General features: G+C 36.9%; 11 protein-coding genes. 6 read left to right on the top strand and 5 right to left on the bottom strand.

Translation table 11 applies throughout. The features are described from left to right. Nucleotides 1-308: 308 nt before the first annotated feature. Both HCO57_RS09705 and HCO57_RS09700 read left to right on the top strand, forming a co-directional pair. Nucleotides 309-3,272 carry a TonB-dependent receptor gene (locus HCO57_RS09705; RefSeq protein WP_167988865.1) on the top strand — a complete coding sequence of 988 codons (2,964 nt, stop codon included), beginning with the start codon at nt 309-311 and terminating at the stop codon, nt 3,270-3,272. 25 nt (nt 3,273-3,297) lie between these two features. Next, on the top strand, nt 3,298-3,801 hold the full coding sequence (locus HCO57_RS09700) for a hypothetical protein (RefSeq protein WP_167988864.1): 504 nt from the start codon (nt 3,298-3,300) through the stop codon (nt 3,799-3,801). A gap of 102 nt (nt 3,802-3,903) precedes the next feature. Here HCO57_RS09700 and radA read toward each other — a convergent pair whose 3' ends face one another. The 5 genes from radA to panC are packed head-to-tail and all read right to left on the bottom strand — an operon-like array spanning nt 3,904 to nt 8,662. Further along, nucleotides 3,904-5,265 carry a DNA repair protein RadA gene (gene radA / locus HCO57_RS09695; RefSeq protein WP_167988863.1) on the bottom strand — a complete coding sequence of 454 codons (1,362 nt, stop codon included), beginning with the start codon at nt 5,263-5,265 and terminating at the stop codon, nt 3,904-3,906. 45 nt (nt 5,266-5,310) lie between these two features. After that, the gene (locus tag HCO57_RS09690) at nt 5,311-6,453 is read right to left on the bottom strand and encodes an alpha/beta hydrolase (RefSeq protein WP_167988862.1); all 1,143 of its coding nucleotides are present in this window, start codon (nt 6,451-6,453) and stop codon (nt 5,311-5,313) included. 29 nt (nt 6,454-6,482) lie between these two features. Then, the gene (locus HCO57_RS09685; protein WP_136950503.1) at nt 6,483-7,448 is read right to left on the bottom strand and encodes a lysylphosphatidylglycerol synthase transmembrane domain-containing protein; all 966 of its coding nucleotides are present in this window, start codon (nt 7,446-7,448) and stop codon (nt 6,483-6,485) included. 1 nt (nt 7,449) lies between these two features. Beyond that, entirely contained in the window at nt 7,450-7,800 is a 351-nt protein-coding gene (gene panD, locus HCO57_RS09680) for an aspartate 1-decarboxylase (protein WP_136950504.1), read from the bottom strand. Between the two features lie 13 nt (nt 7,801-7,813). Further along, nucleotides 7,814-8,662, bottom strand: coding sequence for a pantoate--beta-alanine ligase (panC, locus tag HCO57_RS09675; RefSeq protein ID WP_167988861.1), 849 nt, complete (start codon nt 8,660-8,662; stop codon nt 7,814-7,816). A gap of 102 nt (nt 8,663-8,764) precedes the next feature. Here panC and HCO57_RS09670 point away from each other — a divergent pair, with 102 nt between their 5' ends. From HCO57_RS09670 to HCO57_RS09655, 4 genes are all read left to right on the top strand, one after another. Beyond that, nucleotides 8,765-9,574, top strand: a complete 810-nt coding sequence (locus tag HCO57_RS09670; RefSeq protein ID WP_136950506.1) for a glycogen/starch synthase — start codon at nt 8,765-8,767, stop codon at nt 9,572-9,574. Between the two features lie 8 nt (nt 9,575-9,582). Then, a complete protein-coding gene (locus tag HCO57_RS09665) occupies nt 9,583-11,487 on the top strand; it encodes a DUF4270 domain-containing protein (protein ID WP_136950507.1) in 1,905 nt (634 codons plus the stop codon). A gap of 125 nt (nt 11,488-11,612) precedes the next feature. Next, nucleotides 11,613-13,460, top strand: a complete 1,848-nt coding sequence (gene glmS / locus HCO57_RS09660) for a glutamine--fructose-6-phosphate transaminase (isomerizing) (protein WP_136950508.1) — start codon at nt 11,613-11,615, stop codon at nt 13,458-13,460. 202 nt (nt 13,461-13,662) lie between these two features. Further along, a complete protein-coding gene (locus tag HCO57_RS09655; protein ID WP_167988860.1) occupies nt 13,663-16,476 on the top strand; it encodes a TonB-dependent receptor in 2,814 nt (937 codons plus the stop codon). Nucleotides 16,477-16,635: the final 159 nt, after the last annotated feature.

The following is a 16,635-nucleotide window of genomic DNA, read 5'->3' as shown; positions in this document are numbered from 1 at the left end:
ATACCAGTATTGCAATTTGTTGACAGGTATTCTCTAAATCATTTTAAAATTTGCAGAAATAACTGTAAAAACTAAAAATATAGTAGTTTTTTACATTGTTGCTAAGGTTAAAAAAGGCACTAGATAAATATGTTAATTTTTTAATATTCAAAACGCTAACTAAATTGGCACTAATCAGTTATGCGATTGTATGATTGAGGTTTTGAGTTTCCGGAACTTGAATTCAATGAAGAATTTCCCCCTTGATTAAAAGAGTAATCAGATAGGGAGTATGGCTTCATGAAATAACCTTAAAAATCCGAAAACTTATGAAACAACTTCTCTATTTCTTAACTATCTTATTATTCAATTTTACGGCGCAAGCGCAAGAAATTACCGTTTCTGGGCGTGTGGTAGATGATACAGGTCTTCCTGTGCCAGGGGCAAATGTTATTTTAAAAGGAACCACACAAGGGACAACTACAGACTTTGAAGGTAACTATAGTATTGGGGTGCCAGCAACTGGAGTCCTAGTTTTTTCTGGGCTAGGTTTTGAAACCAAAAGTGTCCCCATTGCTAATAAAAAAACCATAAATGTAACGCTTGCAACTAGTGCCCAACAATTGGCAGAGGCAATAGTGGTGGGCACTAGAGGACAGGCAAGAACAAAATTAGAAACTACAGCACCCGTAGATGTCATCAGTATCAGCAAACAACAAATTAATATGCCACAGTTAGATGTAGCTCAGATGCTTGTGGCCTCTGCTCCGTCTTTTACAGCGGTTCGTTCACAAGGAGGAGATTTGAGTACAGCTGTAAATCCGCCACAGTTAAGAGGGCTAGGACCCAATCAACTATTGGTGTTAGTAAACGGTAAAAGAAGGCATAGTGGGGCGCAGTTAATTGGTTCTGCTACTGGTTCTGCAGCCAATTCTGTAGATATGGATTTTATACCTACCGATGCTATAGACCGTATAGAGGTTTTAAGAGATGGAGCATCAGCACAATATGGTTCTGATGCTATTGCTGGGGTTATTAACCTAGTTACTAAAAAGGGAACTAATAAGTTTACTGCAAATTATTCATTAGGTTTTTACACCAATAATAATCCAGATTTGAGCGATTCTAATTTAAGTGAATCTGACCAAGCTTTGTTAGAAGATACAGATGGTTTAGATGGATTTACACATCAGTTAGGGGCCAATTATGGTATAGGCTTTGAAAATGGAGGTTATTTTAACATAACTGGTTTATATCGTCAAAACGAAGCGGCAATAAGGCCAAACATTAGTGGGGCAACACCTTATGGTTCTTCTTATTTAAATAATGAAAGAACAGATGCCCAAGGCAATATTATCATTACGAATCCAGAATTACTGGCCGCTCAAGCTGCTGGAAACGATGCTTTAGCAGCGGAACTAAGAACGGACGCTGGTTTATTAGCAGCAAGAGGGTTAACCGCAAGAGATATATCTACATTTGCTGGTTTATCTGCTTCGGTTTTGGGTACAGTAGCGTACAACCTAGAGATTCCACTTTCTAGTACATCAGAATCTAACTTTTATTCTTTTGGGGATTTTGGGTACAAGAACACAGATGGTTTTGGCTGTTTCTACAGAAGGTCTGCACAAACAGACCGGTTTAGTTATGATTTATATCCTAATGGCTTTAGACCACAGATGATTATAACACAAACTAACTTAGGATTAACGGCTGGGGTAGATGGTAAACTGGGCGATTGGGATTTTGATTTTAGCAACACTTTTGGTACAAACAAGCAAAACTATGGGCAATTTAATACGTTCAATGCTAGTTTGGGAGCAGAGTCACCAACAGAGATGGATTTAGGTACGCACTCATTTACCCAGAACACCTTAAATTTTGACTTGTCTCGATATTTTCCTGAGTTTTTAGCAGGTCTTAATATTGCGATGGGAGCAGAGGTTAGGATAGAAAATTACGTGATTGAAAGAGGGCAGCCAGAAAGTTTTGCTGCTGGCGATGAAGGTGTGTTTTATGCAGCAGAAGACGACCAGTTGCTTATAGGTCCAGATGGCTTTCCGCTAGAAGATTTGAGCGGCAATCCCATTGTAGATGAAAACGGAAATCCTTTAGTTTTGTCCACGGCAGATGCTAGTTCTTATCCGGTTTTACAATACAGTCCAAACTGTCAGTGTTTTAGAGGTTTTGCTCCAGAAAATGAGGCTAATGAATTTAGGTCGGTAACGGGTTTGTATTTTGATGCAGAATTAGATGTTACGGACAATTGGCTTTTAAGTGGTGCATTACGTACTGAACAATATTCAGATTTTGGTGGAGTGTTTACAGGTAAATTGGCTACCCGTTATTCTATCACGGATGATTTGGCAATAAGAGGTTCTTTTAGTAATGGTTTTAGGGCTCCTTCGCTTCAAGAGTTAAACTACTCGCACACCTTTACATTCTTTGTGGACTTAGACCCTTTTGATGGTACACTTTATCCTAATAATAGTGCGGTAGCAAAAGCTATTGGTATTGGCCAATTAGAAGAAGAAAGGTCTACCAATGTTTCCCTAGGTATAACAGCTAAACTATTTAAAAAGTTAGATTTGAGTATAGACGCTTATTCAATAAGTATTAAAGACCGTTTATTTTCAACAGGTAACTTTAGTGCGGCAGATGCTCCTGTATTAGAACCTTTGATTGGTTCTGGTTTGGCTAGTTTTAGAATTAATGGAGGGGACGTAAGTACAAAAGGAGTAGAAATTGTAGCCAATTATAATGATCGTTTAGGAGAAGGAATGTTGAACCTAAATCTTTCTGCCATATTTTCTGAGCGTACATTTGATGGTGCTAATGTTCCCGATTTAAATACCAATTTATCAGACCAAGAATTAGAAGATTTATACATTGACCGTGCTGTAATTGGCTCTTTTGAAAAAGGAGTGCCTAACACCAATTTTATAGCAACGGCTACATATAGTTTTGGTAAGTGGTCTGCCATGTTAAGAGGTAACTATATAGGAGAAATCTCTAGATTGGATGATGGTTTAGGTACTTTAACAGATGTTAATTTCCCTAATGTCGGAGAACAAGGGTATTCTGATCAAACTTTTTCTGCACAATTTACCACAGATTTAGGAATCACTTTTGCAGCTTCAAAGAATTTATCCTTTACACTAACAGGTCAAAACATTTTTAACAATTATCCTGATTTATACAGAGCAGAAGAGCGTGGTTTCTATTTGTATGGTAATGGACAGCAAGGTTCTCTAGGCGCTAACTACTTAGTTAGGGCGACATTGAGTTTATAATTGATACAACTAAAAGAATAACAACATGAAACAATCATATATAAAAAAAATAATCGCGTTAATAATTCTAATTGCAGCGTTTATATCCTGTGACTTGGAGCGTCTAGAGCCAGCTTTGAAAACTGCAGATGGCGGTGGTACAGTAGAAACTTTTATGGCGTATACTATTGAGGCAACAGACCCAGAGGGTTCTAATGTATATGGAAGAGTCGTTTTTTGGAAAACGGATTTAGACCAAACTTTGGTACAAATTTCTTTATATAACACAATAGATGAGATGTTGCATCCGGCGGTGTTGGTAGAAGGTGCCGTGGGTATGGGAACTACGAGCCTTTTACCATTAGACAATGTAAATGGTAGTACAGGTGAACTAGCAGAGAATAAATTTTTCCTGATTGCGGATACGTCTTTTTACGATTCAATTTCTGGGTTAGATGCCCATGTAAGTATAGCGCTTAGTCCTACAGACACAACCATTGTGGCGGCTGGGGATATTGGTATAAATGCAGATCCAGTAGCATCTAATTAAAAAAGAAACCAAACTAAACCAAGTTTTTAAGACTGACTAGGATTTTTGAGTTAGTTTAAGAGTCGGGTTGATTAGCGGTAGCTATAAACTCGACTCTTTGTATTAAAATAGCTCCTTAACTAATTCTTCTATTTTAGAAATTAGTCGTACAGTAACCTTGGTGTTTTTTAAACTTATTTTATTGGCTTTAGAAACAAAAATAGTAGTGAACCCAAGTTTTTCTGCTTCTAAAATTCGTTGGTCTACGCGCTGCACGGGGCGTATTTCCCCCGCTAAACCAACTTCTGCCGCAAAACATACCCCTTGTGCTATTGCAATATCTGCATTGCTAGATAAAATGGATGCAATCACCGCTAAATCTATAGCAGGGTCATCAACAGAAATGCCGCCAGTAATGTTTAAAAATACATCTTTAGCGGCGAGTTTAAAGCCAGCTCTTTTTTCTAAAACAGCCAACAACATGTTCAATCGTTTTACATTAAAGCCTGTTGCAGAACGTTGTGGCGTTCCGTATACGGCACTGCTCACTAAGGCCTGTATTTCTATGAGTAAGGGGCGCATGCCCTCTACGGTGGCGGCAATAGCCGTACCACTCAATTCACCATTAGTATTAGAAATTAAAATTTCTGAGGGGTTATTTACTTCACGTAGGCCGCTGCCTTGCATTTCATAAATACCTAATTCTGCTGTGGAGCCAAACCGATTTTTTAAGGAACGTAGAATTCTGTACACGTAATTTCTATCGCCTTCAAACTGCAAAACAGTATCTACCATATGTTCTAGAATCTTTGGTCCTGCTATAGTTCCGTCTTTTGTAATATGGCCAACAAGTAATACCGGGGTGCTACTTTCTTTAGCAAATTTTATGAGTTCTGCGGTGCATTCTCTAATTTGAGATATGCTCCCAGCGGCAGATTCTATATAGTCTGTATGCAAAGTTTGTATAGAGTCTATAATGACTAAATCTGGCTCAACCGCAGCTATTTGTTGAAATATATGCTGTGTTTTAGTTTCTGTTAGTATAAAGCAGTTTTCCGCTTGTTTATTTATGCGGTCCGCACGCATTTTTATCTGTTTCTGGCTTTCTTCACCAGAAACGTATAGCACCTTGTAATTTAATTGCAGGGCAACTTGTAGTAGCAAGGTACTTTTGCCAATGCCGGGCTCTCCCCCTAAAAGGGTTAAAGATCCAGGAACTAGTCCGCCACCTAAAACTCGGTTAAATTCTTTATCCTTGGTGTCTAAGCGTACTTCTTTTTCGTTGCTAATTTCTGTAACCCGTAGCGGTCTAGCTGTTTTTTGTAGGGTCGTAGATGTGCCGGATTTCCAACTGGGCTTGCTTTCTTTTTGTACAACTTCTTCTACAACAGTATTCCATTCTTTGCAAGAAGTACATTGACCAATCCATTTTGCGAATTGGGCACCACAATTTTGGCAGAAATAAGCGGTTTTGGTCTTAGCCATTAGCTGTTCTAAAGTTAATTGTAGCTAAGATACGCCTAATGCTTTTTAATAGCCAAAATCGGCTTTAATCGCATCTATTTTTTCTAAAGCCATGTCCTTGGTAAGGAAATCAATTTCGTTCATTAAAAACGATTTTTCAAAAGCCTTCATGGCTTTTTTGGGTTCGCCTTTAAGTTCTAATGCTTCTCCCTCCATATAAAAACCTAGCATAGTCTCTGGATATTGGTCTTTTGCAATTTTAGATAAAGCTTCTAACGACTCAAAGTCGTCTTTTTTAAGTGATGCGGCATATATCGCCATGATATCATTCAATTCGTAATCCCTTTGGTAACCTAACAGTTTTTCTATTAGCTCGTACTTGTTGGTAAGATAGTTTATGGCTGGGTCTTCAGATTTTAATATTTGCTCTTTATATTCTTTAGGGGTTATAGGTCTAAAAGTTTTAAAAGTAGTATCAAAAGCTTCTGCTAGACCATAAGAAACAATAGATACATGGTCTGCATCTTCATACTCTGCAAAGGAATAATGTAAACTTTCTTTGTCTATGGAAGCTACGGCATTGTTTAATTGAAGCAAGCGGTTACGGTCATCTGTCTTTTCCTTTTCTAAAATAAGATGATAGAATAATTCTTGGTCTAATGCTGACAGTCTGGCGGGTACTCTACTTTCCATTTCTGTTGCGAGGACAGGAGAAATGATGGTGTAAGAATTAAATAGGGAGCGGTCCTTAAATAAAAAATAATTGCCAAAATTTGCTGTGATATCATAACCCATAAACATTTTGAATGGAGCTATGCTGTACGAATTTTCTAAATATGGAATAAGCTCCGTTCCTAAAAATTCATAAAATTGTTTGCCTTTATCTGTGGGTAGACCCGAACTTTGATCAAAGTCACAATCTTCCCAGCGAATATCATTTTCTGATTGATGTACGCCTACCACAATACTTTGGGGCATACGGTGTTGATTACTGTAAAATTTGGTGTTGGCAACAACCAAATCAAACAAATAATCAGCGTCCAAGACCACAATTAAAGGGTATTTTTTGTCTTCGGTGTAATCTTCAGGGAAGTAATAAGACACATCTCTGCGTTCTTGTAGTTTAAATGATTCAAAAATTTCCTTTTTTACTTGTGCATTTGTAGCCATACAAAAAAGAAGAAAAAGCGTAAGTAGTGATTTGGACATGGTAAACAGCTTCTGATAACTGCAATTAGCTATCTATTTCTGTTCAATAACGGCAATAGCACAAAGGATATTGCACCAAAAACAACTACCATTAAAGTTTGGGCTATCCACATAATCCATCCAAAGGTATTCCCAGCTATTGCGCTTACTCCAAATAGGCTTAAGGAGCCACTTACAGCAATTGGGTAAAGGCCAATGCCTCCGTTGGTGGTAGACATCGCAAACGCGCCTCCAACAAAAGCGACAAGTAATTGAGATATACTAAGGTCAGCAGTTTCTAAAACAGTAAATTTTATGACCCAAAACATGGCTACGTAGCAGAACCAAATAAGAAAGGTGTAGAAAATAAATAACCACTTATTTTCCATTTTTAAGATACTTGTGATTCCATCTAAAAGCCCATTTAAGAATCCATTTATTTTCTTTGCAAAAGGGGAACTAGATTTTTTTAAAATTCTAATTACTATTACTAAACTAACTATACCTAGGACTAATACTGCAAGCCCAATGATTATGCCCATACCACTTTGGTTTAAGTAGCCAAGTATAATATTGGTTTGTAATAAAAGGGCAGTAAAAATTACCAGAAGAAGCATAATTAAATCAATTACGCGCTCGGTAACAATAGTGCCAAAACCTTTTTCAAAAGGAACATTTTCATAGGTGGTGAGCGCTGTGGCCCGTAAAACCTCTCCAGACCTTGGAATGCCTAAATTGGCAAAGTAAGATAAGAATACAATTAAAACATTGTTGTATAGCTTAGGTTGGTAGCCTAGTGGTTTTAAAAGGTAATTCCAGCGAATAGCCCTAGCTATATGGCTAATAATTCCTATTAAAATAGAAACGCCAATCCAGAATGGATTTGCATTGGTAATACTAGTAACAATAGTTTTGCGGTCCTCTAAAGATGTACTTTGGTAGGAGTACCAAACCAAAAATAGTCCCAAGGCAATTGGGACTATTAGTTTCAATGTTTTTTTTAATTGTGGAGACAAACTAATTCAATAGGTTGTTTGCTTCATTAGGGAACACCAAAGACGGATTAAAAGTTTTAGCTTCTTCTATATCCATCCAAGAATAGGTTATTAAAATCAGAATATCGCCTTGTGCTACTTTTCTGGCAGCGGCACCGTTGAGCGTTATTTCACCAGAACCCCTAGGCCCTGGAATGGCATAGGTTTCTAGTCTTTCTCCATTATTGTTATTTACAATTTGTACCTTTTCTCCACGAATAATATTAGCGGCATCCATAAGGTCTTCATCAATAGTTATACTACCAATATAGTTTAGGTCTGCACCAGTTACTTTTACTCTGTGGATTTTAGATTTAACAACTTCTACTTGCATGGGGCAAAATTACTTAATTTAGGGCCAGATTATCTATAAGTCTAACCTCCTCCGCATAAACGGCAATAAAGGCCCTATATTTTGTGTTTTCTTGTATTTTTTTAATTGGGGTTAACGTGTCTTCATCTGTAATTTCAAAATACTCTAATGTAAAATCGGAGTTGTTTTCATAAAGATTAGTGACACTTTCCTTTATTTCTTGTACACTTTTCGTGCCAAATTTAGATTTGGCAGTTATTAGACTGTTGTATATAAAGTTTGCTTTTTCTCTAGTCGCTTTTGTCAGTCTTTCATTTCTGGAGCTTCTGGCAAGACCGTGTAATTCTCTAGAAATGGGGCAAGGAATAATTTTTACAGGTAATTCTTTAAGGGCAACTAATTTTTTAATGATTTGGAGTTGCTGAAAATCTTTTTCTCCAAAATAGGCCTTGTTAGGTTCAACGGTACGTAGTAAAAGCTCTACTATTGTTGCTACACCGTTAAAGTGCCCAGACCTAAAAGCACCTTCCATTACCTTTTCAAGACCATTAAACTCATACGTTTTAGAGGTAATGTCTCCATCATAAATATTTTCTCTAGTAGGCGTGAATAAAATTATGTCCGCAGATAATGAAGCAAGCAGTTCAATATCTTTTTCAAGGGTTCTTGGATATTTTTCTAAATCTGTGAGATTATCAAACTGGGTAGGATTAACAAAGATGCTAACCACGGTAATGTCATTGTCTTTAAGAGACTCGGCTACTAAGGATAAATGACCTTCATGCAACGCCCCCATGGTAGGTACAAAGCCAATTGTTTGTTGGTCTTCCTTATATTTTTTTAACTGTGCAGAAAGCACATTTTTATCTTGTATTACCTGCATTTTTAATATTAAAAGCGGCCAAAAATACTACAAATACAGCTATTTTGCATAAATTTTGTACTTTTGCAGCTACGTTTTGTCAGATGAACCAAAATTCAATTTATGACCGGTAAAAAGATATTATTCGTATCTTCAGAATTAATACCCTATCTTCCAGAGAATCAAGTTTCAAAAATGTCTTATGAGGCACCTAGAATGGTTAACAGTAATGGTGGCCAGATTAGGATATTCATGCCAAGGTATGGAAACATTAATGAAAGAAGGCATCAATTACACGAAGTAATTAGGCTTTCTGGGATGAACTTGGTAATCAACGATATGGATATGCCTTTAATAATTAAGGTAGCATCCATCCCAAAAGAAAGAATACAAGTTTACTTTATAGATAACGACGAGTATTTCAAAAGAAAAGCTACGTTTAAAGACAAAGAAGGGAACTTATTTCCCGATAACGATGAGCGCGCTATTTTCTTTGCAAAAGGAGTCGTGGAGACAGTTAAGAAACTAAACTGGTCACCAGATATTATTCATGTTCACGGTTGGATGGCCTCTCTACTGCCTTTATACCTTAAAGAATATTACGCAGACGAGCCTATTTTTATGGATAGCAAAATTGTAACTTCTGTTTACGAACAAGGCTATGAGGGCGCTTTGGATGCTCAAATGATAGATAAGGTTGCTTTTGATGGGATAGATAAAAGTAAGATTGAAGCTATTTCTGAACCCGTCTATAATAATTTGTTAAAGGTAGCAGTGGATTATTCTGATGCAGTTATTTTAGCCTCAGAAGCTGTTCCAGAGACATTAACGGAGCATATTTCTAAACTAGATAAGCCTGTATTGCCATACGTTTCTTTCCAAGAAACAGAAGAGGCGTACGCGGATTTCTATAACAATCAAGTGCTAAAATAAAACCGTATATGGGTTTGCAGAAAAAGGGTTTCCTGGCGATAGCTGGGTTGTTTTTTATGTTTGTATTTGTTGCTTCTTGTGAAGAAGAAATAGATACCATTGGTGAAGGTGTTGTTGCGGGTGAGCCATTTACAACAGGCAAGGTGAGTTTTGATGTTTTTGCCAAGAATAGAAAAATAACGGCAGTACAAACTAATAAACTTCCCGTATATCAAGCTGGTGTGTATAAAGACCCTTTGTTTGGGGAAAGACAAGCGGTAATCACTTCTCAAGTGTCACTGTCTACTACAAACCCTACTTTTGGTACTGTTGTTCAAAGTTCTGAAGCCCTTACAGATTTATCTGGGAATAGAGATACTATTGCAGAAGCGGAAGAAGTTACCTCTGTTTATTTGTACTTGCCTTATTTGCAAGTTCCAGCATTAACAAATGACAGGGATGGTGATGGGGTGCCAGATGAATTGGATGAGGACCCAACGGACCCGAACAGTAATAGTGATGACGACGAAGTTTCGGATATTCAAGAACGTGCCAATGGCACAAATCCGTTGGATAGTGATACGGACGGTGATGGTATCTTGGATGGGGTAGATGAGGACATCATCAGTAATAATTTTCAGAATGAGTATGCTTTGGATAGTATTTTCACCAATGAATTTAAGACTTGGGAAAACAGCAAACAATTAGTTGGTAAGAAGTTTAACTTAAAGGTGGAACGTTCTAGCTTCTTTTTAAGAGATTTGGATCCTAATGCCAATTTTGAAGAAGCACAACCGTACTATAGCAATACAGATATTACTTCTTTTGTAGAAGGGGCAGCTTTATTTGATGGAGAAGTGACTATAGATAATAAAGAGATTATAACTGCATTTGAAGACGATAATCCAGAAACTACAGAGGTAGATGAAAGTAAACAAATAGCTTCTCGTTTAAATCCAGGAGTTTACGTGGAGCTGGATAAGGATTTCTTTCAAACTAATATTATAGACAAAGAGGGGAGTTCAGAGCTTTCTAATCAGGCTAATTTTAGAGACTTTTTGCGTGGATTGCACTTTACAGTAACGCCATCTAGTGATACAGAAGACATGTTGTTGCTTTTTGATATGACTCAAGCTAACATCACCATTAATTATGATTACCAAGATTACGATACAGAATCAGAAACGGAAATTACCTCTAGTAGTAGTTATGTGATAAATTTTTTACAGAATGCTAACGGAATTATTTCTGGCAACGCGGTAAACACTTTTGTAGATCAGCCGTTAGAAGCAGATGTGGCTACACATTTAGATGCATCTGTAGAGAATGCAGAAAGATTGGTGCTTAAAGGTGGTTCCGGTGCTTTTTCTCAAATTCGCTTATTTGGTAATCAGGTAGATGAGGCTACAGGAAAAGTGACTAATGGAGAGGAATTCATAAACCAGATAAAAGCTAATAATTGGATTATTAATGAGGCTAATTTGGTTTTTTATGTTGACCAAAACACGATAAATCAAAAGGGAGGCATCATAAATCCACCTCGTTTATATGTGTACAATTCTGTAACAAACCAGCCTATACATGATTTAACAGATGCTGCTACATCTCAATCTAATTTAGGAAGGTATCCAAATTATGATGGTGTTTTAGAGCAGGATGCTGTTGGGAACGGAATAAAATATACGGTAAAGATTACAGACCATATAAATGATATAATCGTGAGAGACTCTGCAAATGTAGTATTGAATGTTGCATTAACTTCAGATTTATCAATCACGGGGGTAAGAGAAGATATTGTAGAGGGTGAATCTGTAGATTTGCCTGTTATGTCTGCTATAAATCCATTAGGAACTATCCTATACGGCAGCAACGTTCCTGCGCAAGATGAAGCTAAAAAATTAAAGTTAGAAGTCTTTTATACTACAGCGAATTAAGTAAGGTTGGCATACCATTGCTCCGATTTTAGCGTTAAATCATCTAAAAACACTAAGTAAACGCCTAAGGTGCATTACTTTTGGGGTGAAACACTAATCATTATATTAATTAACAGACTACAGTTATGTGTGGAATTGTTGGGTATATTGGGCATAGAGAAGCCTATCCAATTATCATTAAAGGATTACAACGACTAGAATATAGAGGCTATGATAGTGCCGGGATTGTGCTTTATGATGAAGCTGGAACTAAATTAGCTAAAACAAAAGGTAAAGTAGAGGATCTTAAGAAAAAGGCAGAAGATACTATTTCTACTACCGGTAAATTAGGTTTAGGCCATACAAGATGGGCAACACATGGTGTCCCAAATGATACCAATTCTCACCCGCATTATTCTAATTCTGGCAATCTTTGTATCATTCATAATGGAATCATAGAGAACTATGAGTCTATCAAAAAGGAATTAATTAAAAGGGGATACACCTTTACATCTGATACGGACACTGAGGTTTTAGTAAATCTTATAGAGGAAGTTAAAAAAACAGAAGATGTAAAGCTTGGAAAAGCAGTACAGATTGCCCTTAATCAAGTGGTTGGAGCTTATGCTATTGCGGTCTTTGATGTAAATAAGCCAGATGAAATTGTTGTAGCTAAATTAGGAAGTCCTTTAGCTATTGGTATTGGCGAAAACGAATATTTCGTAGCTTCTGATGCAAGTCCATTTATAGAGTATACTAATAACGCTGTGTATTTAGAAGATGAGGAAATGGCTATTATTAGATTGGGCAAAGAAATTAAGCTAAGAAAAATTAAAGATGATGCAATTGCATATCCTAATATTCTAGAACTTCAATTAAATATAGAAGAAATAGAAAAAGGAGGTTACGACCATTTTATGCTTAAGGAAATTTATGAACAACCGAGAGCCATCCAAGACACATACAGGGGTAGGCTTTTGGCGGACCAAGGCATAATAAGAATGGCTGGTATTGACCAGAATTTAGAGAAATTCCTGAAGGCTGATAGAATTATTATTGTTGCTTGTGGAACCTCTTGGCATGCTGGTTTGGTTGCAGAGTATATTTTTGAAGATTTGGCGCGTATACCAGTAGAGGTAGAGTATGCTTCAGAATTTAGATATAGAAATCCTGTTATCACGGAGAAAGACGTGTTAATTGCTATTTCTCAATCTGGAGAAACCGCAGATACATTGGCGGCAATTAAAATGGCAAAAGAGCGTGGAGCTTTTGTATTTGGGGTGTGTAATGTGGTTGGTTCCTCAATCGCAAGGGAAACACACGCAGGTGCGTATACCCATGCAGGGCCAGAAATAGGAGTGGCATCTACTAAGGCGTTTACTACACAAATAACCATATTGTCTCTAATAGCCCTAAAATTAGCGAAAGAGAAAGGTGTAATGTCAGACTCTAAATTTCATGAATATCTTACACAGTTAGAGAACGTTCCTGCAAAAGTTGAGCGTGCGCTAAAATCTAATGATGCTATTGAAGAAATTGCTGCAGTTTATAAGGATAGCCCAAATTGCCTGTATTTAGGACGGGGTTTTAATTTTCCAGTGGCTTTAGAGGGCGCTTTAAAGCTTAAAGAAATTAGTTATATACATGCAGAAGGTTACCCGGCAGCAGAAATGAAGCACGGTCCTATTGCTTTGATTGATGAACAAATGCCAGTAGTTGTAATTGCTACGAAGCAGGGGCATTATGAGAAAGTAGTAAGTAATATTCAAGAGATAAAATCTAGAAAAGGGAAGATAATAGCTGTTGTTTTTGAAGGAGATAAAGTAGTTAAAGAAATTGCAGACCACGTGATTGAAGTTCCGGAGACAGAGGAGTTCTTGTCGCCCCTGTTAACTACAATTCCATTGCAATTGCTTTCTTATCATATTGCTTTAATGAGAGGTTGTAATGTGGATCAACCCAGAAACTTAGCAAAATCCGTTACGGTAGAGTAATAAGGAATAAATGTTAAAATTATAGAGCCGCCAATTTTGGCGGCTTTTTTTATGGATTTACCACTATAACCTGTGAATATTTAGCAAATAAGTATTATGCATGCATAATTTTTTGGAATTTTCATTGTAGGGAAATCAAAAAAATGTATCTTCCATCCGATAAATTAACTTTTTATTAAAATTTAACTCAAATACTAGACGAATGAGAAAAATCCTATTCGCATTAGCAATGCTCATTGGTGGGGTAGTATCCGCACAGACTACTGTGACGGGTACTGTTGTAGACCAAAATAATGAGCCTGTTCCCGGAGCTAATATTGTTGTCGTAGGAAAAGCAGAAGGAGCTGTTACTGATTTTGACGGTAACTTTACGTTGAATGCCTCTATTAATCCGCCATTTCAACTTAAAATTACCAGCGTCGGTTTTACTGATGCTACAACTCAAGTAACGCAAAACAACCAAAACCTAACCATTACCATTAATGAGAGTTCTACTTTGTTAGACGAGATTGTAATTTCCGCATCTAGAACTCCAGAAAGAATTTTTGAATCCCCAGTATCTGTAGAACGGTTCGGATTAAAAGAAATTAAGAATACCACCGCAGAATCCTTTTATGGAGGCTTGCAAAATTTAAAAGGGGTAGATATCAATACGAATAGTTTAACCTTTCAATCTGTAAACACAAGAGGTTTTGCCACGTTTGCAAATAACCGTTTTTTACAATTAGTAGATGGTATGGATAACACTGCACCAGGTTTAAACTTTGTATTAGGTAACCTTACAGGAATGTCAGAATTAGATGTTCAAAGTGTAGAGATATTACCAGGTGCATCATCCGCATTGTACGGAGCAGGTGCATTCAACGGTATCTTATTTATGAGAAGTAAGAATCCGTTCGATTTTCAAGGTATTAGTGCATATATAAAAACTGGGATTACCTCTCAGGAAGCAGCAGGTGATAATGAATACTATGACATAGGTATCCGTGCAGCACACGCTTTTAGTGATAAGGTGGCAGTAAAGGCTAACATCTCTTTTTTACAAGGAGAAGATTGGCATGCGAACAATTATATCGATTTAAATAACCCGGGTGCTGACCGTTCAAACCCAGCCTATGATGGTCTAAATGTTTACGGCGACGAAGTTGGAGACACCTTTAACTTAGATAGGATAGCAGATTTACCTAGTGGCACTTTAGGCTCAGTATCTGTAACAAGAACTGGTTATGAAGAGCGTGATTTGGCCAACTATAACGCGCAAAGTGTTAAGTCTGATTTTGCAGTTCATTTAAGGCCTTGGGCAAATGACTTTGAAATTATTTTAAATAGCAGAATTGGTAGGGGTACTACAATCTATCAAGGAGCTAACAGATATTCTGTTGCAGGGTTTAAAATGCAGCAGCATAAAATCGAATTAAAAAATGATAACTTCTTTTTAAGAGGATACATTGTTTCTGAGAACTCAGGCGATGCCTATGATACTCGATTTGCTGCAATTAACATAAATAGAAGGTGGAAATCTGATGAAGATTGGTTTAGGCAATATCTAAATACCTTTATCGGAGCAAAATTAGGAATTGGTACGGGGGTGCAGTTGTCTGATGAGGTGGCGCATGCCGCGGCAAGAGCTGCTGCAGATACTGGTCGTTTAATTCCTGGCACTCCTGAGTTTCAAAGTGCTTTCAATGCGGTTACCAATGACGGAGATTTAACCACTGGGGCTAAGTTTATAGATAATACTAAATTTCGCCATGTTAATGGTAACTACAATTTTGCACATTTAATCAATGATTGGGCAGACATCCAAGTTGGTGGTTCATTTAGAGAGTATGAATTAAGTTCTAATGGAACCATTTTTACGGATTTCGATGGACCTATTACGTATAATGAATTTGGAGCTTATGCGCAATTGCAAAAGAAAATGGCAGACGAGCGTATTAAGTTGACCTTGTCTGCAAGGTATGATAAGAACGAATTTTTTGACGGATTTTTATCGCCAAGAGCAGGTATATCAGCTACCTTAGGTGAAAATAGAAACCATAATATTAGAGCATCTATTCAACAAGGTTTCCGTAATCCAACAACTCAGGATTTATTCATTGGCTTAGATGCGGGTAGAGCAATTTTAGTGGGTTCTGCTCCAAATAATTTAGATCGTGATGTAAGAACATACACGCTAGATCCAAATAACAGTGGGGCATTATTAACTGGTTCTCCAACGGTTACAATTTCTGGACGTTCGGCATACGAAAACTCTTTTACTGCAAGTTCTGTTCTGCGTTTTGCTGAAACTCAAAATCCTTTAGATTTAGAAATAGCAAATCCCGAAATTATTAAACCAGAAGAGATTACAGCCATAGAATTAGGTTACAGAACCCAATTGGGTAAATTTACCATTGATTTAAGTGGTTATTATAATAGCTATAAAAACTTCATATCCAATGTAAATACAGTGGTTCCTTTTTATGGAGATGTAGCATTAACACAAACAATACCTGAAAGTATAGATTCAAATAAAACACCTTTAGCAATTGCGGCTATTGCAAATAATGATTGGCAAGTATATCAAACCTATACAAACTCAGATGTAGATATTAATTCTTGGGGAGCTACTATCGGTGTTGATACTAAGATTTTTGGGAATTATGATTTAGGAGTAAATTATACCTATGCAGATTTAGATTTTGATAAAGCTGCTAATCCAGATTTTAGAACAAACTTTAACACACCAGAACACAAGTTTAAAGCTTCTTTTGGAAATACAGAGTTGTTCAAAAACTTTGGATTTGGTATTAACTACAGATGGAGTGATTCTTTTTTCTGGGAAGCTAGTTTTGCTGACGGAGAGGTGCCTTCTTATTCTGTGTTAGATGCACAAATTAATTACAGTGTTCCTTCTATAAAATCTGTTTTTAAAGCAGGTGGTAGTAACATTTTAGGTGAAGAATATTTTACGGCTTTTGGTAGTGGTAACATAGGTTCTATTTTCTATGTTTCTTGGACCATAAACCCATAATTATAATAACACTAACTAAATATTTATAAGGGCATCTGTAATGATGCCCTTTTTTGTTTGCAAAAAAGGAATTGGAAGTTTCTATATAAGAACGGAATACCATATCTTTGCGCCCGAAAAAAATACCGTTCTTCTTCATTAAGAAGATGAATTAATTGA

Origin of the sequence: Croceivirga sp. JEA036 (assembly GCF_011882165.1) — a bacterium.
In the GTDB taxonomy this organism is placed as follows: Bacteria; Bacteroidota; Bacteroidia; order Flavobacteriales; family Flavobacteriaceae; genus Croceivirga.
This window is presented reverse-complemented; position numbering and strand designations above follow the sequence as displayed.

Excerpts from the sequence above, each read along its gene's own strand:
- HCO57_RS09700 (WP_167988864.1), top strand. The coding sequence starts at position 3,298 with ATGAAACAATCATATATAAAAAAAATAATCGCGTTAATAATTCTAATT.
- glmS (WP_136950508.1), top strand. The coding sequence starts at position 11,613 with ATGTGTGGAATTGTTGGGTATATTGGGCATAGAGAAGCCTATCCAATT.
- HCO57_RS09705 (WP_167988865.1), top strand. The coding sequence starts at position 309 with ATGAAACAACTTCTCTATTTCTTAACTATCTTATTATTCAATTTTACG.
- panD (WP_136950504.1), bottom strand. The coding sequence starts at position 7,800 with ATGCAAGTAGAAGTTGTTAAATCTAAAATCCACAGAGTAAAAGTAACT.
- panC (WP_167988861.1), bottom strand. The coding sequence starts at position 8,662 with ATGCAGGTAATACAAGATAAAAATGTGCTTTCTGCACAGTTAAAAAAA.
- HCO57_RS09655 (WP_167988860.1), top strand. The coding sequence starts at position 13,663 with ATGAGAAAAATCCTATTCGCATTAGCAATGCTCATTGGTGGGGTAGTA.
- HCO57_RS09665 (WP_136950507.1), top strand. The coding sequence starts at position 9,583 with ATGGGTTTGCAGAAAAAGGGTTTCCTGGCGATAGCTGGGTTGTTTTTT.
- HCO57_RS09690 (WP_167988862.1), bottom strand. The coding sequence starts at position 6,453 with ATGTCCAAATCACTACTTACGCTTTTTCTTCTTTTTTGTATGGCTACA.
- HCO57_RS09670 (WP_136950506.1), top strand. The coding sequence starts at position 8,765 with ATGACCGGTAAAAAGATATTATTCGTATCTTCAGAATTAATACCCTAT.
- radA (WP_167988863.1), bottom strand. The coding sequence starts at position 5,265 with ATGGCTAAGACCAAAACCGCTTATTTCTGCCAAAATTGTGGTGCCCAA.